The 21,013-nt window shown below is 69.9% G+C and carries 16 protein-coding genes; 8 read left to right on the plus strand and 8 right to left on the minus strand.

The window, feature by feature from the left end; translation table 11 throughout:
* Positions 1–72: 72 nt before the first annotated feature.
* A complete protein-coding gene (locus A9A59_RS06180) occupies positions 73–1,506 on the plus strand; it encodes an LCP family protein (RefSeq protein ID WP_098503451.1) in 1,434 nt (477 codons plus the stop codon).
* A gap of 20 nt (positions 1,507–1,526) precedes the next feature.
* Here the strand turns inward: A9A59_RS06180 and A9A59_RS06185 are convergent, their stop codons facing one another.
* Both A9A59_RS06185 and A9A59_RS06190 read right to left on the minus strand, forming a co-directional pair.
* A complete protein-coding gene (locus tag A9A59_RS06185) occupies positions 1,527–2,708 on the minus strand; it encodes an acyl-CoA dehydrogenase family protein (RefSeq protein ID WP_098503452.1) in 1,182 nt (393 codons plus the stop codon).
* A gap of 36 nt (positions 2,709–2,744) precedes the next feature.
* Positions 2,745–4,928, minus strand: a complete 2,184-nt coding sequence (locus tag A9A59_RS06190; protein WP_098503453.1) for an MMPL family transporter — start codon at positions 4,926–4,928, stop codon at positions 2,745–2,747.
* Between the two features lie 110 nt (positions 4,929–5,038).
* On the opposite strand from A9A59_RS06190, the gene A9A59_RS06195 reads away from it, so the two are divergent.
* The 5 genes from A9A59_RS06195 to A9A59_RS14255 all read left to right on the plus strand — a co-directional run bounded on the left by A9A59_RS06195 (position 5,039) and on the right by A9A59_RS14255 (position 10,787).
* Positions 5,039–5,674, plus strand: coding sequence for a TetR/AcrR family transcriptional regulator (locus A9A59_RS06195; protein ID WP_098503454.1), 636 nt, complete (start codon positions 5,039–5,041; stop codon positions 5,672–5,674).
* A gap of 87 nt (positions 5,675–5,761) precedes the next feature.
* Positions 5,762–6,712 carry an AAA family ATPase gene (locus tag A9A59_RS06200; protein ID WP_098503455.1) on the plus strand — a complete coding sequence of 317 codons (951 nt, stop codon included), beginning with the start codon at positions 5,762–5,764 and terminating at the stop codon, positions 6,710–6,712.
* A 6-nt stretch (positions 6,713–6,718) separates the two neighbouring features.
* Positions 6,719–7,969, plus strand: a complete 1,251-nt coding sequence (locus A9A59_RS06205; RefSeq protein ID WP_098503456.1) for a DUF58 domain-containing protein — start codon at positions 6,719–6,721, stop codon at positions 7,967–7,969.
* On the plus strand, positions 7,957–10,242 hold the full coding sequence (locus A9A59_RS06210; protein ID WP_098503457.1) for a transglutaminase domain-containing protein: 2,286 nt from the start codon (positions 7,957–7,959) through the stop codon (positions 10,240–10,242). Before A9A59_RS06205 ends, A9A59_RS06210 begins: the two co-directional genes overlap by 13 nt.
* On the plus strand, positions 10,239–10,787 hold the full coding sequence (locus A9A59_RS14255) for a methylated-DNA--[protein]-cysteine S-methyltransferase (protein ID WP_098503458.1): 549 nt from the start codon (positions 10,239–10,241) through the stop codon (positions 10,785–10,787). The genes A9A59_RS06210 and A9A59_RS14255 overlap by 4 nt, the downstream gene beginning before the upstream one ends.
* 48 nt (positions 10,788–10,835) lie before the next feature.
* Here A9A59_RS14255 and A9A59_RS06220 read toward each other — a convergent pair whose 3' ends face one another.
* From A9A59_RS06220 to treS, 3 genes are read right to left on the minus strand one after another with little or no spacing between them, the layout of a single operon-like run.
* Positions 10,836–12,089, minus strand: coding sequence for an MFS transporter (locus tag A9A59_RS06220; RefSeq protein ID WP_165772544.1), 1,254 nt, complete (start codon positions 12,087–12,089; stop codon positions 10,836–10,838).
* 59 nt (positions 12,090–12,148) lie between these two features.
* Positions 12,149–14,044, minus strand: coding sequence for a 1,4-alpha-glucan branching protein GlgB (gene glgB / locus A9A59_RS06225; RefSeq protein ID WP_181950229.1), 1,896 nt, complete (start codon positions 14,042–14,044; stop codon positions 12,149–12,151).
* Complete coding sequence (gene treS / locus A9A59_RS06230) at positions 14,041–17,367, minus strand: maltose alpha-D-glucosyltransferase (protein ID WP_098503461.1); 3,327 nt, start codon at positions 17,365–17,367, stop codon at positions 14,041–14,043. The genes glgB and treS overlap by 4 nt, the downstream gene beginning before the upstream one ends.
* Before the next feature lie 93 nt (positions 17,368–17,460).
* Here treS and A9A59_RS14060 point away from each other — a divergent pair, with 93 nt between their 5' ends.
* Both A9A59_RS14060 and A9A59_RS06235 read left to right on the plus strand, forming a co-directional pair.
* Positions 17,461–17,610 (plus strand): VOC family protein, encoded by a 150-nt coding sequence (locus A9A59_RS14060; RefSeq protein WP_165772545.1) that lies wholly within the window; start codon positions 17,461–17,463, stop codon positions 17,608–17,610.
* A 109-nt stretch (positions 17,611–17,719) separates the two neighbouring features.
* The gene (locus A9A59_RS06235; protein ID WP_098503462.1) at positions 17,720–18,079 is read left to right on the plus strand and encodes a hypothetical protein; all 360 of its coding nucleotides are present in this window, start codon (positions 17,720–17,722) and stop codon (positions 18,077–18,079) included.
* On the opposite strand, the gene A9A59_RS06240 is transcribed toward A9A59_RS06235, so the two are convergent.
* The 3 genes from A9A59_RS06240 to queG all read right to left on the minus strand — a co-directional run bounded on the left by A9A59_RS06240 (position 18,065) and on the right by queG (position 20,813).
* The gene (locus A9A59_RS06240; protein ID WP_098503463.1) at positions 18,065–18,865 is read right to left on the minus strand and encodes an SDR family NAD(P)-dependent oxidoreductase; all 801 of its coding nucleotides are present in this window, start codon (positions 18,863–18,865) and stop codon (positions 18,065–18,067) included. The genes A9A59_RS06235 and A9A59_RS06240 overlap by 15 nt on opposite strands.
* A gap of 69 nt (positions 18,866–18,934) precedes the next feature.
* Positions 18,935–19,603 carry a dienelactone hydrolase family protein gene (locus tag A9A59_RS06245; protein ID WP_098503464.1) on the minus strand — a complete coding sequence of 223 codons (669 nt, stop codon included), beginning with the start codon at positions 19,601–19,603 and terminating at the stop codon, positions 18,935–18,937.
* A 52-nt stretch (positions 19,604–19,655) separates the two neighbouring features.
* Entirely contained in the window at positions 19,656–20,813 is a 1,158-nt protein-coding gene (queG, locus tag A9A59_RS06250) for a tRNA epoxyqueuosine(34) reductase QueG (RefSeq protein WP_165772546.1), read from the minus strand.
* Between the last annotated feature and the right edge of the window lie 200 nt (positions 20,814–21,013).

Consider the following 21,013-nt stretch of genomic DNA (forward strand, 5'->3'; position numbering starts at 1 on the left):
CGTTGCCCCACGGCAAGGTTCCGCAAACCCGCCGATTGACCCTCCCCGCAACCCGCGCGTAGCTTGGACCGTGTGACAGGTCGCGTCGAGCGCTCACCCTACCCGCCCGCGCGCGCCGTCGCCCGGCCCACTCGAGCGGCGCGCCCCCTCCTCTCCCCCTCCCAGCGCTTCCTTTTTGTTCTCGCCCTCCTCACCTTCGCCTTCGCCTCCTTCTACTCGAGCCTCGCCCTCCTCGCCCGGGTCACCCCCGCGCTCTTCCCCGGCCGCTCCCTCACCGAACTCGGCATCATCCGGCCCCTCGCCAGCCTCAATACCCCGATCGTCGCCATCACCGACCCCGGCAAAGACAGCGTCCTCCGCAAGCGCATCAACCTCCTCGTCCTCGGCGTCGACAAGCGCCCCGGGTTCCAGTTCGACGATAACCCCAACAGCGGCTACCTCACCGACACCATCATGGTCGCCACCATCGACCCCGTCGCCAAAACCGCCGCCGTCCTCAGCTTCCCCCGCGACCTCTGGATCGACGTCTCCAACCCGAAAGCCCCCGAGAGCCAGCGCCGCATCAACCAGTCCTTCGGCGACGGCGTCCGCGCCACCGGCACCATCCGCGGAGGCGTCGAAGAGCTGAAAGCCGACCTCAAGCTCAACTTCGGCATCGAAATCGACCACTACGTCATCCTCGATTTCGAAGGCGTCGAACTCCTCGTCGATGCCCTCGGCGGCGTCGACGTCGATATCCCCCCCGACCTCGCTGTCCCCGCCTGGTTCTACAGCAACGACGATATCCACGGCGTCTGGGTCGAATTCCCGCCCGGCCTCAACCACCTCGACGGCTACCACGCCGTCGCCTTCGGCCGCCACCGCGAGTACGACTCCGACCTCAAACGCGTCAAGCGCCAGCAGCTCGTCCTCCAGGCTGCCCTCAACAAGGCCTTCCAGCTCGATATCCTGCGTGACCCCGCCGGGCTCTGGAACGCCTACGCCTCAACCGTCAAGACCGATATCCCCTACGCCAAATTCCCCGGCTACCTCGACCTCCTCCGATCCACCGACGGCCGCCTCAAAACCTACTCCCTCGGCGACCCGGTGAACGACGTCCCCACCGTCACCGGGTTCACCACCGCCGCCGGCGCAGCCGTCCTTGCCTGGAACCCCGAAAACGTCCAGTACTGGCTCAACCAGGTCTTCACCAAGCCCGCCTACAGCGACAGCAACGTCGAAATCCAGAACGGCTACGGTCCCGATGGCGCCGCCCGAGCCGCCGCCCTCGGCCGCTACCTCGCGTACGTCAAAGGGCTCCCCACCGTCTACTACGGCCCCGATGCCCCGCAGCAGCCGCACACGACCATCACGCTCTACCACCTCGAACGGCGCGTCCTCGCCGAGGACATCGCCAAATGGCTCGGCATCCCCGCCTCAGAAATCGTCGTCGTCCCCACCGACGACACCGCCCTCCCCGACGTCGTCATCACCATCGGACGCGACTTCAAAGTCCCCGGTACCTGAGACGGCTAAGCAGCGCCCGCCTACTCCGCCGCCCGCGGCGGCTCGAACGCCCCATCGAGCGCCCTCCGCGCCAGCTGTTCCAGCGCACGGTCCTCCAGCGGCGGATTATGCAATGGCGCCCGCACATCCCGGAAATACCGCTCCAGCGGCCGGGACCGCTGCAGGCTGACTCCCCCCACCACCCGCATCGCCAGCTCCACCGCCTCGATGCTAGCGTTCAGCGTCTCCACCTTCGCCACCGCCACCCGGTCGATGGGCGGCATCCCTTCTGATGTCTGCCCCGTCCATGCCCGTTCGGCATCGGTCATCAGCGCACGGCTCCGCTGGAGCAGCAGATCCATCCGCGCCACCTTGCTCCGCACCCCGGGCAGCTCCCGGATCGGCCGCAGGCCGTTCGGCGTCCGCTCCCGCGCGAACCCGACCGCGTAGTCCCGCGCCGCCGACGCCACCCCGATCGTCACGGCGCACAGCCCCAGCGCGAACCACGCCAGGCCCGCCCCCGCCCGCGGGTCCGGCGAACCCGCCTCCCGCTCGTTCAGCAGCCGGTCCGCCGGGAGCCGGACCCCCTCCAGCACCACGTCATGGCTGCCCGTCGCCCGCATCCCCAGCGCATCCCACGTCTCAACAATGCGCAGCCCCGGCTCGCCCCGGCAGACGAGAAAGTTCCCAATCCGCGGCCAGTCGCCGCTGCGGCCGTCCTCAATCCGCGCCAGCACGATGAAGTGGTGCAGCACCGGCGCCAGCGTGGTAAACGTCTTCCGCCCCTCCAGCACCCAGCCGTCGCCCTCGCGCCGCGCCACCGTCTCCGGCACCCCGCCGCCCGACGGACTCCCAAGCCCCTCCTCCGTCGCGACCGTGTTCACCAGCTCCCCCCGCTGCACCGCCCCTTCGCACAGGTGCGCGAACCACCGCTCCGGGTAGCTCGGCGCCTCCCGCTCCTGCCCGAACGTCTTCAGGTGCATCATGAACGCCAGCGCCGTCGAACCGTCTCCCCGCGCCAGCTCCTCCAGCACCCCCAGGTAGACGGCCAGCGGCGCCTCCGCGCCGCCGTACCGCTGCGGCACCGTCAGCCCGTAGAACCCCGCCTCCCGCAGCTCCGCAAAATTCTCGAACGGGAACGAGCCTTCCCGGTCGTGCACGGGTGCACGCTCCGCGAATCGCTCCGCGAGCGCGCGCGCCCGTCCCACCCAGTCAACCCTCATACCGGGCAGTCTACCCGGTTCACCCGGCCGCAGCCGTTAGCGGCCGCCTGCCGGCGCCCCGGCAATCTCGCCCTCGGATGGCGGAGGACCCTCCACGTGCAGGTTCGGGAGCAGCCGATCGAGCCACTGCGGCATCCACCAGTTCCACCGGCCCAGCAGCTCCATCGTCGAAGGCACCAGCAGGATGCGCACGATCGTGGCGTCCACGAAAATCGCGGTCGCCAGCCCGATGCCGAACTCCTTGATCACCCGTTCCGGCCCCAGCACGAACGCGAGGAACACCGTCACCATGATCGCCGCCGCCGCGGTAATCACCCGTGCCGTCGCCGTCAGCCCGTTCGCAACCGCCAGCCCGGTATCACCCGTCTTCAGGTACTCCTCACGAATCCGGCTGATGAGGAACACCTCGTAGTCCATCGAAAGCCCGAACAGGATCGCAAACATCATCATCGGCAGGAACACCTCCACCGGTCCCGTGCCGACCCCGATCAGCTCGCCGCCCCAGCCCCACTGGAACACCGCCACCACCACGCCGTACGCCGCCCCGATCGACAGCAGATTCATGATCGCCGCCTTGAGAGCCACCACCACCGACCGGAACATCGCCGTCAGCAGGATGAAGCTCAGCCCGATCACCCCGATGAACAGGTACGGCATCCGCTGCGAAATCCGGTCACTCGCGTCGATCTGGCCGGCCGTCACCCCGGTTACGTAGAACCGATCCCCATTCGCCTCGGCCCGCCGCAGCACGTCGGTCCGCAGCCGGTGCACCAGCTCGGTCGTCGCGTGGTCCTGCGGCTTCGTCGTCGGGATGACGGTGATAACCGCCGTGTCCCCCTCCGGGTTCAGCACCGGCTCGGTCACGCTCGCCACCCCAGGCGTCGCCCGGAGCAGCTCCACCGCCTGCTGCAGCCCGCCGTTCCCGTTCCGCGCGTCTGCCACCACCAGCAGCGGCCCATTCGTGCCCGGGCCGAACCCCTTCGCAATCAGGTCATACGCCTTCCGCGAATGCGAACTCGGCGAGCGGTTCCCGGCATCCGTGAACCCCAGCTGCATATCCAGGATCGGCAGCGAAAGCACCACCAGCAGCCCGCCCGCTATCAGCGCAAACGGCCACGGCCGCGCCTGGATCGACCGGCTCAGCCGGTACCACGGGCTTCGCGGGTCCACCCCCTCCGACTGGTGCAGGAACGGCACCCGCAGCCGATCCACGCGCGTTCCAAAGACCGCCAGCAGCGCCGGCGTCAGGGAGAGAGCAATCGCCACCGCCACCAGCACCACCACCGCGCCCGCAGTGGCCAGCGTCGCCACGAACGGCAGCCCCACAACGAACAGCCCGAAAAACGCAATCGCCACCACAATGCCCGCAAACATCACCGCGCGGCCCGAGGTCGTCACCGCCTCCACCACGGCCTCCTCCACCCGCTTCCCCGCGTGGATCGCTTCCCGGAACCGCGTGACAACCAGCAGCGAGTAGTCGATGCCGACACCAATGCCGATCATCGCCGCGAACTGCGACGAGAAGCTCGGGAAGCCGACCCACCGGGCCGCGATCGTAATCAGCGCAAGCCCGGTGCCGAGCCCGAAGAGCGCCGCCCCGATCGGCACGCCCATCGCCACCACTGACCCGAAGGCGATCAGCAGGATAAAGACCGCCGCAATCAGCCCGTAAATCTCCGAGCCGAACTCCGCCTGCTCGTTGAACTGGATGACCCGGCCTCCCGGCTCTACCGTGAAGCCCGGCCGCGCAGCCTCTTCCGTCAGCCGAATCAGCTGTACCGCCGTCTCGTGCGGCACCTTGTCCGCATCGAACGTGAACCGCACCACCGCACGGGCAATCGTCCCGTCCGGCGAAATGTAGCCCGGACGCTCGAACGGCGACTCAATCGCCGCAACGTCCGGGACTTCAGCCTGGATGCGGGCCAGCACCTCCTCAATTTGCGGCCGTGCACCGTCGATGCCCGTCGGCACCTCGAAGACGATGTCCGCCTCGCCGCCCGCCTGCGCCGGGAACCGCTCCTTCAGCAGATCGGTTGCCCGCTGCGATTCCGAGCCCGGCAGCGTGAACTCCGTCTGGAACTCGCCGCCGAAACTCCGCGCCGCCGCGCCGCCGGCCACGAGGATTGCCAGCCACGCCGCCAGCACCAGCAACTTCCGCCGGTGGACAAACCGCGCCCATCGCTCCATCACGGTCACGTCACGTGCTCCCTGTTCAGCCATCGTGCAAACTCCTGTCGCCGTGCCCGCCGCTACCCCGCGGGACACAAACCAGTGTGAAGCGGAACTCCGGTTCCGATCAACACCAAATTCCTGTATCTTCGTTATCGAACATGGCAGCACCAGCACCCCGTTCCGAACGCGCCGACGCCCGCATCAACCGCGAGCGGATCATTGAAGCCGCGCGAAACCTCTTCCTCGAACACGGCACCGCCGTCGAAATGCGCAACCTCGCCGAGCGCGCCGGCGTCGGCATCGGCACCATCTACCGCAACTTCCCCGCCAAGTCCGACCTCGTCGCCGCCGTCGCCGCCAGCGTCCTCGATGAAACCGACGCCGAGCTCGAGGCCGTCTTCGCCATCGACGACCCGGTCGAGCTGGTTCGCCGCCACATTGCCACCCTCCTCCGCACCTTCTCCACCACTGCCCCCCTTGCGATGGAGATGATGTCGGCCCCCACCTTCGAGACCATGCGCGGCCGCGTCCTCGCCTGGCTCACCGACCCGCGCCTCGATGCCGCCATTGAGCGCGGTATCCGCCGCGGCTGCTTCCGTGCCGACCTCGATGTGGCCACAACCCGCCTCTTCATCGCCGGCGCCGCCGACCCGCTCGTCGTCATGGCCGCCTGCCCTCCCCTCGTCCCTTCCCGCCTCGAGGTCGAGCTCGCCGACCTCGTCCTCCGCGCAATCCTCGCCCCCGGCCAGCCGCTCCCGGCCGACCTCGCGCCCGCAGGCCAGAAAGGGACTTAACCGGCCCCCTATCCGCCGGCGCTATAATCCGGCCAATCACCCCGGGGCATCCTCCACCCCCGTGCCCCGGCCCCCCGGAGTCGGCCCGTGGAAGACCCAAGGATTGTCGCCGAGCGGATCATCGCCAACGTCGAAAAGGTCATCGTTGGCAAAACCCGCGAAATCCGCCTCGCCGTCACCGCACTCATTTGCGGCGGCCACATGCTCATCGAAGACGTCCCCGGCGTCGGCAAAACCATGCTCGCCCGCGCTATCGCCGTCTCCACCGGCTGCACCTTCCGCCGCATCCAGTTCACTCCCGACCTCCTCCCCTCCGACGTCACCGGCGTCTCCATCTACAACCAGAAAACCGGCGACTTCGAATTCCGCCCCGGCCCCATCCTCGCCCAGGTCGTCCTCGCCGACGAAGTTAACCGCGCCACCCCCAAGACCCAGTCCGCCCTCCTCGAAGCCATGGAAGAGCGGCAGGTCACCGTCGATGGCATCACCTACCGCATGCCGCAGCCCTTCATGGTCCTCGCCACCCAGAACCCCATCGAATACGAAGGCACCTTCCCCCTCCCCGAGGCACAGCTCGACCGCTTCCTCATCCGCATGTTCCTCGGCTACCCCTCCCCCACCGACGAGGTCCTCGTCCTCGATAACCAGCAGACCCGCCACCCCATCGAAGCCCTCCAGCAGGTCACCGACGCCAACGAAATCCTCCAGCTCCAGCGTGCCGTCCGCGAAATCTACGTCGACCCGCTCATCAAGCAGTACATCGTCCAGCTCGCCAACGCCACCCGCGAGCACGAAGCCGTCTACCTCGGCGCCAGCCCCCGCGGCTCCCTCGCTCTCTTCCGCACCGCGCAGGCCAAGGCCCTTCTCGAAGGCCGCGATTTCGTCATCCCCGATGACGTCAAAGACCTCGCCGTCTTCACCCTCGCCCACCGCGTCATTGTCAGCCCCGGCGCCAAGGTCAAGGGCGTCACCCAGGCCGACGTCATCGCCCAGTGCCTCCAGCGCGTCCCCGTCCCCGGGGCCCGCGCCCGCGCCTGACCCGCCATGCGGCGCCCCCTCGCTGCCGTCCTCGCCCCCGAACGCCGGACGCTCTCCCTCGTCCTCGCCATCCTGCTCGTCTGCGTTTTCGTCGCCTTCGCCACCGGCTTCTGGCTCCTCTTCCGCCTCGTCTACATCATCGCCATCGCCCTCCCCCTCGCCTGGCTCTTCACCTGGTGGAACACCCGGGGCCTCCAGGCCAACGTCGACCGGCGCACCTCCCGCGCCCAGGTCGGCCAGGAAGCCCTCGAGGTCATCGAGGTCCGCAACACCACCTTCCTCCCGAAGATCTGGCTCGAAGTCGAAGACCCCTCCGGTCTCCCCGGCCATCGCTCGCGTCGCATCCTCAATATCCCGCCCCGCCGCTCCCGCAACTGGCTCGTCACGACGCCGCTCCTGCGCCGCGGCCTCTACGAATGGGGCCCCCTCACCGTCACCGCCGTCGACCCCTTCGGCATCTTCCGCCGAACCCGCACCTTCGGCGAAGCCCAGCAGATCCTCGTCTACCCGCCCGTGGTCGACCTCCCCCACTTCCAGGCCCCGCCGGCCAACCTCCCCGGCGAAGGCCGCTTCCGCCGCCGCACCCACTACATCACCCCCAACGCCGCCGGCGTCCGCGAATACGCCCCCGGCGACGCCTTCAACCGCATCCACTGGCGCTCCACCGCCCGCACCGGCGAGCTCATGGTCAAAACCTTCGAACTCGACCCCGCCTCCGATATCTGGGTCATCCTCGACCTCGAACGCCGCGTCCACGTCGGGTCCGGCGACGACTCCACCGAAGAGTACGCCGTCCGCATCGCAGCCAGCGTCGCCCGCCACTACATCATCGCTAACCGCCCTGCCGGCCTCCTCCAGTTCGGCCGCGACCTCCGCATCCTCGAGCCCGAGCGCGGCCAAAACCAGCTCACCCGCATCCTCGAAACCCTCGCCACCGCCAGCGCCGTCGGCGATGCCCCCCTCGGCGCCCTCCTCCTCGAAGAACAGCGTCGCTTCGGCCGCCACACCACCCTCGTCATCGTCACCGCCGCAACCGATGACCACTGGCTCACCGCCATCCAGTCGCTGACCCAGCGCGGCGTCCGCGCTGCCGTCGTCCTCATCGACCCCTCCACCTTCGGCAGCGACCGCTCACCCCTCCTCCTCTACGGGCAGCTCACCGCGTCCGATATCCTTACCTACGTCGTCCGCCGCGGCGACGACCTCTCCCTCGCGCTCGGCCCCGCCGGCGCAGGAGGTGGCGCATGGCAGGCCTGAACCCCTCCATCGAGCGGACCCCGGTCCGCACGGTCGGCTCGGTCGCGCTCAACCTCCCCCGCATCGTCATGAGCTGGGAGGACTGGCTCACCTTCGCCGTCGCCGTCATCACCTTCGTCGCCATCGCCCACTCCCTCGAACAGGCCAACTGGGTGGAGGGCATGCCCCCCTTCATCCCCACCGTCCTCCTCGGCCTCGCCATCGGCATGCTCTCCGCCCGGGCACGTCTCCATGCGCTCGCCATCCACCCCGTCGGCCTCGCCCTCGGCGCCGCCGTCGTCGTCCTCGTCGCCCAAACCTACGCCGATGGCCCCACCCTCGCCGACCGCCTCGCCGACTTCCGCGTCCGCATGGTCGAATGGTTCCACGTCGTCCGGGCCGGCGATATCAGCAACGACAACCTCCCCTTCGTCACCCTCGTCCAGGCCCTTGCCTGGCTCGCCGCCTACGCCGCCGCCTGGTGCCTCTTCCGCTGGCATAACGCCTGGCTCGCCCTCCTGCCCGGCGGTTTCATCCTCCTCACCAACATCTCCTTCCTCGATGGCCAGCCCACCGGCGACTTCGTCGTCTTCCTCTTCGGCGCCATCGTTCTCCTCTCCCGCGTCCACCTCCAGAAGCACCTCGCCCGCTGGCGCGCCGAGGGCATCGACTACCCCGAATTCATCTCCGTCAGCCTCATCCAGCTCACCGTTGTCGTCGCCGCTGCCCTCGTCGTCATCGCCTGGCAGCTCCCGCTCGGGAACCAGGCCCGCGCCGCCCAGTCCGCCTTCGAAACCCTCACACGGCCGTTCACCTCCCAGTCCGACCACCTCCTCCGCCTCTTCCACAACATCGACTCGCGCCGCGGCACGAACCTCCACACCTTCGGCAACACCCTCCCCATCCAGGGCGACGTCACCCTCGGAACCCGCCGCCTCTTCGAAGTCAACGCCGCCGAGCCCGGCCTCCTTCGCGCCACCAGCTACGAGGTCTACACCGGCGCCGGCTGGAAGGCCGGCCCGCGTGACTCCTCCCGTGTCGATGCCCGCGAACTCGCCGTCGACGCCCAGTCCGCAACCTACCAGGCCCGCACCGTCGCCATCCTCCGCGTCAAACTCCTCTCGTCCGAAAGCACCATCCTCACCCCCGGCGTCCCCCTCGCCGCCAATGTCGATACCCGCATCGATGCCGCCCCCGGCCAGGCCGGCGATATTGAACGGATGCGCAGCCGTCGCGCCCTCGGGGCCGATGATACCTACAACAGCTTCGGCTCCATCTCCCGGGCGACCGCCGAGCAGCTCAACGCCGCCGGCACCGCCTACCCCCAGTGGGTCACCGACCGCTACCTCCAGCTTCCGAACGACCTCCCCCAGTCAGTCCGCGACGAGGCACGCCGCATCATCGCCGAAGCCGGCGCGACGACCCCCTACCAGCAGGCCAAGGCCATCGAAGCCTACCTCCGCACCTTCCCCTATGACCTGGCCGTCCCGGCCCCGCCGCCGGGGCGCGACGCCGTCGAATTCCTCCTCTTCGACCTGAAACGCGGCTACTTCGACTACCAGGCCAGCGCCATGTGCGTCATGCTCCGGACCGTCGGCATCCCCTGCCGCGTCGCCGTCGGCTACGTCCTCACCCCCGGCACCGGCGAAGAAACCCTCTACACCGTCCGCAAGAGCGACGCCTACTCCTGGGTCGAAGTCTTCTTCCCCTCCTACGGCTGGGTCGAATTCAATCCCACCTCCGACCGCCCCGAGGGCGGCGCCGGCGGCCTCAGCCAGCCCCTGGTCCCATCCGACCCCTTCGTCGAACCCTCCCTCGAAGACCTCTTCGGCCCCGACCTCGTCGACCCGACCGGCGGCGCCAATCCCGTCCAGGAAGCCCTCGCCGAAGACCCCATCCTCAACGACAGGTTTAACTGGATCCTCCTCATCCCCGTCCTCGCCCTGCTCGCCGTCCTCGCCGCTGGCGCCGTCGGCCTCCGCCTCGCCTGGAACTGGGGCCTCTCCGGGCTCGACCAGCGCGCCCGCCTCTGGGCGCACACCCAGCGCCTCGCCGCCTGGGCCGGCCTCGGCGCCCGGGAGGCCGAAACCCCCCGCGAATGGTCCCGCCGCCTCGGCCGGGCCATCCAGCGCGAAGAGCCCGCCGAGCGCCTCAGCCAGGCCTACGAAGAATCCCGCTACGCCCGCCCCGGGCAGCAGCGCATCGCCGATGACGAGGCTGCCGCCTCCTACCGCTCCCTCCGCAGTGCGCTCCTCGGCCGGCTCTTCGGCCGCAAAAACCGGCAGGCCCAATGACCGTCCGCGCTCCCGCAATCACTGCCAGCCTCCCGGCCGCTGTCATCGAAACCGACCTCGGCTGGGCAGGCATCGCGCTCGCCCCCGGCGGCATCCGCCACGCCACCCTCTTCCACCCCACCCGCGATGCCGCCCTGGGCGAACTACGCGCCTTCGGCGGCCGCGAAGCCGACTCCGACGCCCTCCGCCAGGCCTGCGCCCGTCTTCTTGACTATGCACGCGGCGACCTCGCCGCCCTCGCAGCCTTTCCCGTCGACCTGCCCCCGGAGCTCCCCATCGCCTCCCGGCGCGTCCTGCTCGCCCTCCGCGATATTCCCCCCGGCGAAACCCGGAGCTACGCGTGGCTCGCCGCCCGGGCCGGACTCGGGTCCGGGGCAGCCCGCGCCGCCGGCGCCATCATCGGCGCCAACCCCGCGCCCCTCTGGCTCCCCTGCCACCGCATCGTCGCCGCCGACGGCACCCTCCACGGCTTCGCCGGCGGCCTTGCCCTCAAGCGCCGCCTCCTCGAACACGAAGGCGCCCTCCCCCGCTCCCTCCTCCCCTGACAGCCGCGTCCTCCCGTCAATCCTCCGCGTAGGGGCTGCGCTTCCGCCTCACCGCAGCCGCGTCACCGGCCGCAACGACAGCACAGCCGCCATGCCGACCGCAATACACAAGGCGGTGCTCGTCACCAGCGTCGGCCGCGCGCCCCACAGGCTCGCCTGGATACCCGCCTGCAGGTACCCCACCGGCACGCTCGCCGTAAACGCCAGGCCGTACATGCTCATCACCCGGCCCATCATCGCCCGGTCCGCATGCTCCTGCAGGAGCGCAACGGCGAAGTTGATGAAAATCGCCGGACCGGCGATACCGGCCGCGAACAGGAACACCATCGCCGTCCCGGTGTTCGGCGCCAGCCCGTAACCAAGGGTGAAGAGCGGGCCGCCCACAAGCGAGCCCGCCAGCAGCAGCCCCCGCCGGGGCACCCGCGCCACGCTCAGCAGCAACGACCCCGCGACAATGCCCGCGCCGAACGACCCCCACAGCAGCCCCACCCACCGGTCCGGCGCGCCGAACTCCTCCCCAACCATCAGCACGACTGTCACCGCAAACGGCCCCATGATCAGCACCCCCGGCACCGTTCCGAGCGCAAGGATTCCCCGCAGCGTCGGCTCCCGCAGCACGTACCGCACGCCCGCAGCCAGGTCCGCGCGCACGCTCCGCCCCGTCGGAACCGGCCGGTCGGTCGCAATCCGCCAGAAGAGCAGCGCCGCCAGCCCGAGCAGCCCCACCTCAGCCGCAAATGCGACGGGCAGCCCGGCCCCGTCTGCCAGCAGCCCGCCCGCCGCCGGCCCGGCGAACTGCAGCGTCGCCATAAACGCCAGCGTCCCGAAAATCGCCCCGTTCTGGATCTGCTCCTGGTCGAGAATCTGCGGCATCATCGCCTGCCGCGCCGGGTTCGTGAACGCGCCCGCCGAACCCACAATCGCCGCCAGGATGAACACCGGCCAGGCCCACCGGACATCCGCGCCCGCCAGCACCACGTAGACCAGCGACACCGCCGCCGCAACCAGGTAGGTCCGGATCAGCACCCGCCGGCGCTCCACCCGGTCCGCCACCACCCCGCCCAGCAGCGCGAAGACCGCCCCCGGCAGCGTCTGGCAGATGAGCGCCGCCGCGATCGCCAGCGGCAGCCGCTCCGAGTCCACCCGGTCGCGGATGAACAGCGGCACCGTCACCGCCTGGATGCCCACCCCTGAGCCCGCCGCCACCGATGCCAGCCACCACGCCCGGTACTGCGGCACGCTGAACGGATTCCGCGAGACCGGCCGCGCGGCCTGGCCCCCCGTCGCTGCCTCCTGCGCCATGGCGCGGCAGTCTACGGCCAGGCTCATTGGGTTGCAATTTGCAACGCTTCGGCCCGTCCCTATCCCTCTTCGTGCGCGAACACCACCGCGCCCAGCGGCGGCAGCACAATGTGCAGCGACCACGGCCTCCCGTGCGCCGGCATCGCCTCCGCCTCGACACCCCCGAGGTTCCCCATCCCGCTCCCCCAGTACTCCGTCGCGTCCGTATTCAGCACCTCCCGCCACGTCCCCCCATGCGGCACCCCGATCACGTGGCTCACCCGCGGCACCGGCGTGAAGTTTAGCGCCACCGCAACCTCCCGCTTCCCGTCCGGCGAACGCCGCAAATACGCCAGCGTGCTTTCGTCCGCATTGTCACATTCGATCCACTCGAACCCCGCCGGGTCGTGGTCCGTCGCGTGCAGCGCCGGGTACTCCCGGTACAGCCGGTTCAGGTCAGCCACCAGCCGCGCCAGCCCCTCATGCCGGTCGAAGCCCGCCAGCCACCAGTCCAGCTCCCGGTCGTGGTTCCACTCCGCCCACTGCCCGAACTCCTGCCCCATGAACAGCAGCTTCTTCCCCGGCAGCGTCCACTGGTACGCGAACAGCAGCCGCAAATTCGCGAACTTCTGCCAGTCGTCCCCCGGCATCTTCGCCAGCAGCGACCCCTTCCCGTGCACCACCTCGTCGTGCGAAAGCGCGAGCACGAAGTTCTCCGTGAACCCGTACAGCGCCCGGAAGGTCAGCAGGTTGTGGTGGTACTTCCGGTGCACCGGGTCCTTCCGGAAGTAGAGCAGCGTGTCGTGCATCCACCCCATGTCCCACTTGAAGCCGAACCCCAGCCCGCCCATCCACGTCGGCCGCGAAACCATCGGCCACGCCGTCGATTCCTCCGCCACCGTCTGCGTGCCCGGCGCCAGCAGGTAGACCGTCTCGTTCAGCTTCCGCAGGAACCGGATCGCGTCCAGGTCCTCCCGCCCCCCGAACACGTTCGGCTCCCACTCTCCCGGCTTCCGCGAATAATCTAGGTAGAGCATTGAAGCCACCGCATCTACCCGCAGCCCGTCCGCATGGTACACGTCCAGCCAGAACATCGCGCTGCTCAGCAAAAACGAGCGCACCTCGTGCCGCCCGTAGTTGAACACGAGACTCCCCCAGTCTGGGTGGTAGCCCCGCCGCGGGTCCGCGTGTTCGTACAGGTGCGTCCCGTCGAACCGCGCCAGCGCGAACGCATCATCCGGGAAGTGCGACGGCACCCAGTCCAGGATCACCCCCACGCCCGCCTGGTGGAGCGTGTCGACCAGGTACATCAGATCCTGCGGCGACCCCCACCGGCTGCTCGGCGCGAAAAACCCCGTCACCTGGTAGCCCCACGACCCGTAGAACGGGTGCTCCATCACCGGCATCAGCTCCACATGCGTAAAGCCGTGCCGGACCGCGTGCTCCGCCAGCAGCGGCGCAAGCTCCCGGTACCCCAGCATCGCCCCGTCCGGACCGCGCCGCCACGACCCCAGGTGGACCTCGTAGATCGCGATCGGCCGGTCGTGCCGGTTCACCTCGCCGCGCCGGGCCATCCAGTCCGCGTCGCCCCAGGCGTACTCGAGCCCGGCCACCACCGACGCCGTCGCCGGCGGAAGCTCCGCCTGGAACGCAAACGGGTCCGCCTTCCACAGCACTTCGCCCGTCTCCCGGTTCCGGATGACGTACTTATACCGGTCGCCCGCCTTCGCGCCGGGCACTACGCCCTCCCACACACCCGAAGGACCCAGGCAGCGCAGCTCGTTCGCCGCCGGGTCCCACCCGTTGAAATCCCCCGCGACCGCCACCTCGCCGGCGTTCGGCGCCCACACGGCAAACCGCACACCGCCTGCCACCGGGTGAGCGCCCATCAGCCGGTACAGCCCGGCGTGGTTCCCCTCGTTGAACAGGTGCAGGTCCAGGTCCCCGAACGCCGAATCCCTCTCACGCTTGCTCACAGTCCCTCCTGTGCCGCCGAAAGCAGCAGCCCGCGGAGCGGAATCTCCGCCCAGCCCGGGCGATGGTCGAGTTCGTACGCCAGCTCGTAGAACGCCTTGTCCAGCACAAACGTATCCAGCAGGAACCGCTGCTCCTCAGGGCTCCCGCCCGGCAGCCCGCTCGCCCGCGCCACCGCGAGGTACCCCTCGAGGTACGCCCGCGCCGTCCACAGGTACCAGCCCAGCGCCCACCGCTCGAGGTCCGTCCCGGTGCCCGCCGCATGCCCCTCGACAACCTGCCGCAGCGCCGCCCTGCTCGCGTAATGGAACGACCGCACCATCCCCGCCACATCCCGCAGCGGCGAACGCCGCAGCCGCCGCTCCCCCAGCGACCGCGCCGGTTCGCCCTCGAAATCGATGAACACCGGCTCCCGTCCTGCCACCAGCACCTGCCCGAGGTGCAGGTCGCCGTGCACCCGGATGCGCAGCCCCTCCAGCTTCCGCGTGCCCACCTGCTGCAGCCGCGCGACGAACGCGTCCTCCTTCTCCAGCACCAGCCCCGCCAGCTCGACCGCCTCCGCGGGCAGCGAAGGCAGGCACCGCCGCAGCGCCCTGAGCGCCCGGCGCGCCTGCACCCGCAGCCCCTGCGCCAGCGCCCGCTGGTAGAACGGCGTGTACCGCTCAGGTACGAAGTCCGGGTGGTCAATCCCCGCCAGTGCTGCGTGCAGCTCGGCTGTCCGCCGGCCCAGCGTCTCCGCAAACTCCAGCCACGGCCCGGCATACGCCGCCAGCTCGGCCGGTTCCGGCCCGCAGGTCAGCGGGTGCTCGCTCTCGGCCACCCGCGGCGGCTCCAGCCGCGCTGCCGCCACTTCCTCCAGCATCCGCTCCAGCTGCTCCGTCGCGAACGTCCACCCGTCGTACTGGTGCGGCACGGCCGCCTCAAGCACGCCGACGACCGCCGGCCGCTCGCCTCCTCGCACGTACTCCACCCGCCCGGCCAGCTTCGGCACCATCGAGGCTGCCCGCGTCTTCGCCAGCAGCTCCCCCAGCTCCACCTGCGGATGCGTCCCCGCCTCGATCCGCCGGATCGCCTTGAACACGAACTGCCCCGGGAAATGCACCGACGTGTTGCTCTGCTCCGCCCGGCTCACCGCCGGTGTCCCCTCGACCCCGTTGAACCGCACCCCGGGCTCCGGCACAAACACCAGCGCCCCGGCCTCGCCGGCCAGCCGCGACCGGCTCCGGAACAGCCCCGGGAGCGCCGCGCATACCTCCGGCAGCGCCAGTCCGTCGACCAGCACCCAGCGCTCTCCGCCCGCCGAGACCACCGTCGCCAGCACCGCCCAGCTCGCCGCCGCCTCCACCGCAGGCCGACGCTCCTCCGGCGCCGCCGAGAGCAGCAGCCCGAACCGGTCCGGCTCCCCCTGCTCGTACTCCACCTGCACCACCGCAAACACCGTCGCCGGCACCCCCCGGGCCCGCAGCGGCACCCGGTCCACCACCCGCACCCGCCGCGGCCGGCGCGTCAGCCCGCCGAACCACCGCCGCGCCGGGACGTACTCCGCGAGCACCCCATCCAGCGCATCCCGCCGGCCGTCGAACAGCTCCTCCGGGCTCACCCCCACCCGCAGCTCCGGCAGCGTCGGCTCAGGCCGCCCGTCCGGCCCCGGTGTCGCCAGCTCGAACCAGAAAAACGAGTGCGGCCCGAGCGACAGGAAGTACGGCTCGCTCCCAACCCGCGGGAACCGCACGTGCCCGAACAGCTCCACCGGCTCCGCACCCGCGTACGCCCCCAGCGAGAGGTGCGCCGCCTGCGCAAACCGCGAAAGATTCGCCACCACCAGCACCCGCTCCCCCTCGTACTCCCGCACAAACGCCAGCACCCGGTGGTTGTCGCACTCCACGAACTGCAGACTCCCCCGTGCAAACGCTGGGTGCCGGCGCCGCAGCCCAATGAGCCGCCGCATCCACCACAGCAGCGACGACGGGTTCGCTTGCTGCGCATCCACATTCACCGACTCGTAGTGGTACTCCGGGTCGATAATCACCGGCAGGTACAGCTTCTGCGGGTTCGCCCGCGAAAACCCCGCGTTCCGGTCCGCGCTCCACTGCATCGGCGTCCGCACGCTGTCCCGGTCGCCGAGGTAAATGTTGTCCCCCATCCCGATCTCGTCGCCGTAGTAAATGACCGGCGTCCCCTTGAGCGAAAACAGCAGCGCGTTCAGCAGCTCGATCAGCCGCCGGTTGTTCGCCAGCAGGGGCGCCAGCCGCCGCCGGATCCCGAGGTTCACCCGCGCACGGTCCTCCGCCGCGTACACCCGGTACATGTAGTCCCGCTCCTCGTCCGTCACCATCTCCAGCGTCAGCTCGTCGTGGTTCCGCAAAAAGAGTGCCCACTGGCACGTCTCCGGGATCGGCGGCGTCTGCTCCAGGATCTCCGTGGTCGGGAACCGGTCCTCCATCCGCACCGACATGAACAGCCGCGGCATCAGCGGGAAGTGGAACGCCATATGGCACTCATCGCCGTCCCCGAAGTACGCCACCGCATCCTCCGGCCACTGGTTCGCCTCGGCCAGCAGCATCCGTCCGGGGAACTTCGCGTCCACATGCGCCCGCAGCTCCTTCAGGAATGCGTGCGTCTGGGGCAGGTTCTCGCAGCTCGTCCCCTCCGCCTCGAAGAGGTACGGCACCGCGTCCAGCCGGAAGCCATCCACCCCCAGCTCGAGCCAGAAGTCGGCCACCTCAAAAATCTCCTGCCGCACCCGGGGGTTCTCGAAATTCAAATCCGGCTGGTGCGAATAGAACCGGTGCCAGTAGTACTGCCCGGCCACCGGGTCCCACGTCCAGTTCGAGCGCTCGAAATCCTTAAAGATGATCCGCGCGTCCGCGTACTCCGTCGCCGTGTCGCTCCAGACGTAGTAGTTCCGGTAGACGCTCCCCTTCGGTGCCCGCCGCGCCCGCTGGAACCACGGGTGCTGGTCGCTCGTGTGGTTGATCACCAGCTCCGTAATCACCCGCAGCCCCCGCGCATGCGCCTCCCGCAAGAACACCTTGAAGTCGCGCAGCGTCCCGTACGCCGGGTGAATCTTCCGGTAGTCGGCGATGTCGTACCCGTCGTCCCGCAGCGGCGACTCGTAGAACGGCAGGAGCCAGATCGCCGTCACCCCCAGCTCCTGCAGGTAGTCCAGCTTCTGCGTCAGCCCGGGGAAATCGCCGATGCCGTCGCCGTTCCCGTCGTGGAACGCCCGCACGTGCAGCTCATAGATCACCGCGTCCTTGTACCAGAGCGGGTCCCCGGTCAGGGCCGCCGTCACTGCAGTCCGTGCGCTCGCAGGCCGGGTCATCGCACCTCCACCGATAGCAAAAAACGCGCAACCGTCGTTTCAGTTTCCCCCGGCCGCCCCCATCGGACCAATCCGGCCCGCTACACTCCACCGGTGCTCACCCGCATCGACCACCTCGTCCTCCCCGTAGCCGGCCTCGACGCTGCCGCTGCCGCCTTCGAGCGCCTCGGCCTCGTCCTCACCCCGCGCACCGCGCACGCCGGCCTCGCCATGCAGCTCCTCGAGTACATCGCCCGCCCCTGACCCCGCCCCGCAACCCTCCCTCCCCGGAACTGCCCCCGTACGGGTTTTCCCCTAAGGCGAAAACCTGAATAGAGCATCTGCGCTGCCGCGCAGCTGCGGGGGCTTCTCGATGGACACGCGACCGGTCTCGGGCCTCCTCGGCGCCGCTGCCTACCGTCCGTTCCTCCCGGGCAACGGCAGCGCACTCGTGCGCCACCCGCCATCGGCCGCCGCCGAGCCCGTCGATGTCGTCGAACTCTCCCCGGAAGCCCGCGACCTCGCCCGCCAGTTCGCCCAGCCCTTCCCCCGCGACGCCTACTGGGACCAGGTCCGCTACGACCCGCCCCACACCGACGACCCCGACTTCCCCTGGGAGGTCGCCCACCAGGAGTGGATGCAGATCGTCGACCGCGTCTTCAGGCGGGACGATCCCGGCGGCCGGCCCGGTCAGCCCGGCGAAGGCCCATCCTCCTCCTCACCCCGCACCTGACCCGGCCGCGCCGACGAACGAGAACAGCTCCGGGTACTTCTTCAGGCTCGCGCCGCCGTCGATGTACAGCGTCTGACCCGTCATCAGCGACGACGCATCAGAAGCCAGGTAGAGCGCCAGCCCGGCAACGTCCTCCGGCTCGCCTGCGCGCCCCAGCGCCGTCTCCGCGATGAACGCCGCCTCCAGCCCCGGCACCGCGGTCATCGGCGCCGTCGCCGGCGTGTGGATTAGCCCTGGCCCAATCGCATTCACCCGGATTCCGTGCCGGCCCAGCTCCAGCGCGGCCACCTTCGTCAGCATGGCCACCCCCGCCTTCGCCGCGCAGTAGGCCGCAAACCCCTCCGCCGGCTGGATGGCGTTCAGGCTCGCGATGTTGATGATGCTCCCGCCCTTCCCCTGCGCCATCATCCGCGCCGCTTCGTGCTTGATGCACAGGAACGTCCCCGTCAGCGAAATCCCCACCACCCGGTCCCACTCCTCCAGCGGGTACGCCTGGATCGGCGCAAACCCGCCGACCCCCGCGTTGTTCACGGCAATATCCAGCCGCCCGAACCGCCGGACCGCCTGCCCCACCATCCGCTCGACTGCAGCCTCGTCTCGCACGTCCACCTCCGCCCCGTCCACCTGGTTGTGCCCCAGCTCCCCGATCAGCCGGCCGATCCCCGCTGCGTCCACGTCGCCCACTATCACCCGCGCCCCTTCCCGCACGAACGCCTCGACGATCGCCTTCCCGATGCCCGAGGCGCCGCCCGTCACGATCGCCACCTTGCCATCCAGCGCGCCCATCGCTCGAACCTCCGTCGCCAAACAAAAAGCCCCGGCTGCGCCGCCGGGGCTTCCAGCGTCCGCCGGGATTTACAGGTACTTCCGGAACCAGGCCAGCGTCTTCTCCCACGCATCCTTCGCAGCAGCCGGGTTGTACTGCGGCTCCGGTTGCTCGTCGTTGAAGAACGCGTGCTGCGTCCCCGGGTACGTAATGAACTCGTGCGGGATGTTCCGCTTCTCCAGCTCCGCCTTGTAGGTCGGGATGTTCGGGTTCACGAAGTCGTCGTGCTCCGCCCAGATCCCCAGCACCGGTGCCGTCAGGTTGTCCCAGTTGTACTTCACAGCCGGGTGCCCGCCGTAAAAGTCGACGCACGCCCCCACATCCCCATCGCTGTTGCACGCCGCGAACAGGCTCAGCGCCCCGCCCATGCAGAAGCCCACCGTCCCCACCGGGCCGCCCGTCATCTCCTTCAGGTACGCCACCGCCCCCTTCAGGTCCGCCTCCGCCCGCTGGATGTTCAGCGCCATCAGCAGCTTCCCCGCCTCGTCCGGCTCCTTGGTCACCACCCCGTGGTACAGGTCCGGCGCCAGCGCAACGAAACCCTCCGCCGCGAACCGGTCCGCGATCCCCTTGATGTTGTCGTTCAGCCCCCACCACTCCTGGATCACGACCACGCCCTTGCCCGAACCGGATGCCGGCTTCGCAAGGTACCCACTGCAGGTCCCGCCGTTCGCCGGGAACGTCACCATCTCACCCATGGTCCTCACTCCTTTCCCCCGTGAGTCCGGGGTCAAACTTCGCGCCGATAGCCTACCCTGTCCGTGTTCGCGCGTCAGCCTCCTCCAGCGCCAGCGCAATCTCCTCGCGCACCCACGGGTCATCCTCCGCCGTGAGCCGCCACGTCAGCAGTTCCTGCACGTCCGCACCGGTCCGCGCCGCCAGCCGCCCGAGCGCCCACGCGGCATGGCCCCGCACCACCGCCGACCCGTCCTCCAGCGCCCTCGCCAGTACCGGCGCCTCCTCCGCCGACCCCACATTGCCCAGCGCGATGCACGCGTTCCGCGCCATCCCCTCCCGCTTCGCCCGCATCAGCGCCGTCCCCCGGTAGGCCGCCTCGAATTCCGCCTGGTCCATCTCCACGAACGCCCGCAGCTCCGGCCACGCCCGCTCGGCCGACGCCGCCTGCAGCTCCGGGTCCGCCTCCCAGCGGCTCGCCCCAACCGGGCACGCATCAAGGCAGTCGTCGCAGCCGAACACCCGCGCTCCGATCGCCGCCCGCAAGTCCCGCGGGACCACCCCTCGGTGCTCAATCGTCAGGTAGCTGATGCACCGCCGCGCATCCACCACCCCGCCGTCCGGCGCAATCGCCTGCGTCGGACACGCAACAATGCACCGCCGGCAGCTCCCGCAGCTCTTCCGCAGCGGCGGGTCCGGCTCCAGCTCCAGCGTCGTCGCGATGACCCCCAGCAGCACCCACGGCCCGAACCCCGGCGCCAGCAGCATCGTCGACTTCCCCAGCCAGCCAAGCCCTGCCGCCGCCGCATACGGCCGCTCGAGCAGCGGGCCGTAGTCCACGGTCGCCCGCGCCTCCGCCCCGAACTCCTCCCGGAGCCGGCGCACCGCCTTCCGCAGCCGCCCCTCGAACACGCGGTGGTAGTCCCGCCCCCGCGCGTACCGCGCCACGAGCCCCCGCGCCCGGCCGTCCGCCGGCCGCGGCGGGTCCGGCGCGTGCGCCGGCAGCGCAACCACCACCAGGCTCCTCGCGCCCGCCAGGAACCGCCCCGGGTCGGTCGCCCGTTCAACCCAGTCGGCGTCCATCCACCGCATCTCCCCGAACAGGCCCTCCGCCAGGGCCCGCTCCGCCGCGGCCCGCGCCCCGCCCGCCGGCGCAGCCCGCGCCACCCCCGCCAGCGGGAACCCAGCCTCCCGGCAGACCGCCAGCACCCGGCGCTTCAGCTCCCCATTCATCGCTGCACCATTCTGGCAGTCCGCCGAACCCTGCGCCGGTGCCGAATTCTTTCGCATACAATGAAAATTATTGTGAAAGTCTTCGCTATCGCCTCGCGATGATCGCGGAAGCGTCGAGGCGCGTATCTTTGCCGCCAGCCTGCGACGAGCGGCGCGCCGTCGCTGCGCGGGCGACCAGCCCCGGTCCGGCGCGGACGTCC

Source organism: Tepidiforma thermophila, from assembly GCF_002563855.1.
Classification (GTDB): Bacteria; Chloroflexota; Dehalococcoidia; order Tepidiformales; family Tepidiformaceae; genus Tepidiforma; species Tepidiforma thermophila.

Excerpts from the sequence above, each read along its gene's own strand:
- A9A59_RS06205 (WP_098503456.1), top strand. The coding sequence starts at position 6,719 with ATGCGGCGCCCCCTCGCTGCCGTCCTCGCCCCCGAACGCCGGACGCTC.
- A9A59_RS06245 (WP_098503464.1), bottom strand. The coding sequence starts at position 19,603 with ATGGGTGAGATGGTGACGTTCCCGGCGAACGGCGGGACCTGCAGTGGG.
- queG (WP_165772546.1), bottom strand. The coding sequence starts at position 20,813 with ATGAATGGGGAGCTGAAGCGCCGGGTGCTGGCGGTCTGCCGGGAGGCT.
- A9A59_RS06220 (WP_165772544.1), bottom strand. The coding sequence starts at position 12,089 with ATGGCGCAGGAGGCAGCGACGGGGGGCCAGGCCGCGCGGCCGGTCTCG.
- A9A59_RS06190 (WP_098503453.1), bottom strand. The coding sequence starts at position 4,928 with ATGGCTGAACAGGGAGCACGTGACGTGACCGTGATGGAGCGATGGGCG.
- A9A59_RS06240 (WP_098503463.1), bottom strand. The coding sequence starts at position 18,865 with ATGGGCGCGCTGGATGGCAAGGTGGCGATCGTGACGGGCGGCGCCTCG.
- A9A59_RS06195 (WP_098503454.1), top strand. The coding sequence starts at position 5,039 with ATGGCAGCACCAGCACCCCGTTCCGAACGCGCCGACGCCCGCATCAAC.
- A9A59_RS06210 (WP_098503457.1), top strand. The coding sequence starts at position 7,957 with ATGGCAGGCCTGAACCCCTCCATCGAGCGGACCCCGGTCCGCACGGTC.
- A9A59_RS14255 (WP_098503458.1), top strand. The coding sequence starts at position 10,239 with ATGACCGTCCGCGCTCCCGCAATCACTGCCAGCCTCCCGGCCGCTGTC.
- A9A59_RS06235 (WP_098503462.1), top strand. The coding sequence starts at position 17,720 with ATGGACACGCGACCGGTCTCGGGCCTCCTCGGCGCCGCTGCCTACCGT.
- A9A59_RS06185 (WP_098503452.1), bottom strand. The coding sequence starts at position 2,708 with ATGAGGGTTGACTGGGTGGGACGGGCGCGCGCGCTCGCGGAGCGATTC.
- treS (WP_098503461.1), bottom strand. The coding sequence starts at position 17,367 with ATGACCCGGCCTGCGAGCGCACGGACTGCAGTGACGGCGGCCCTGACC.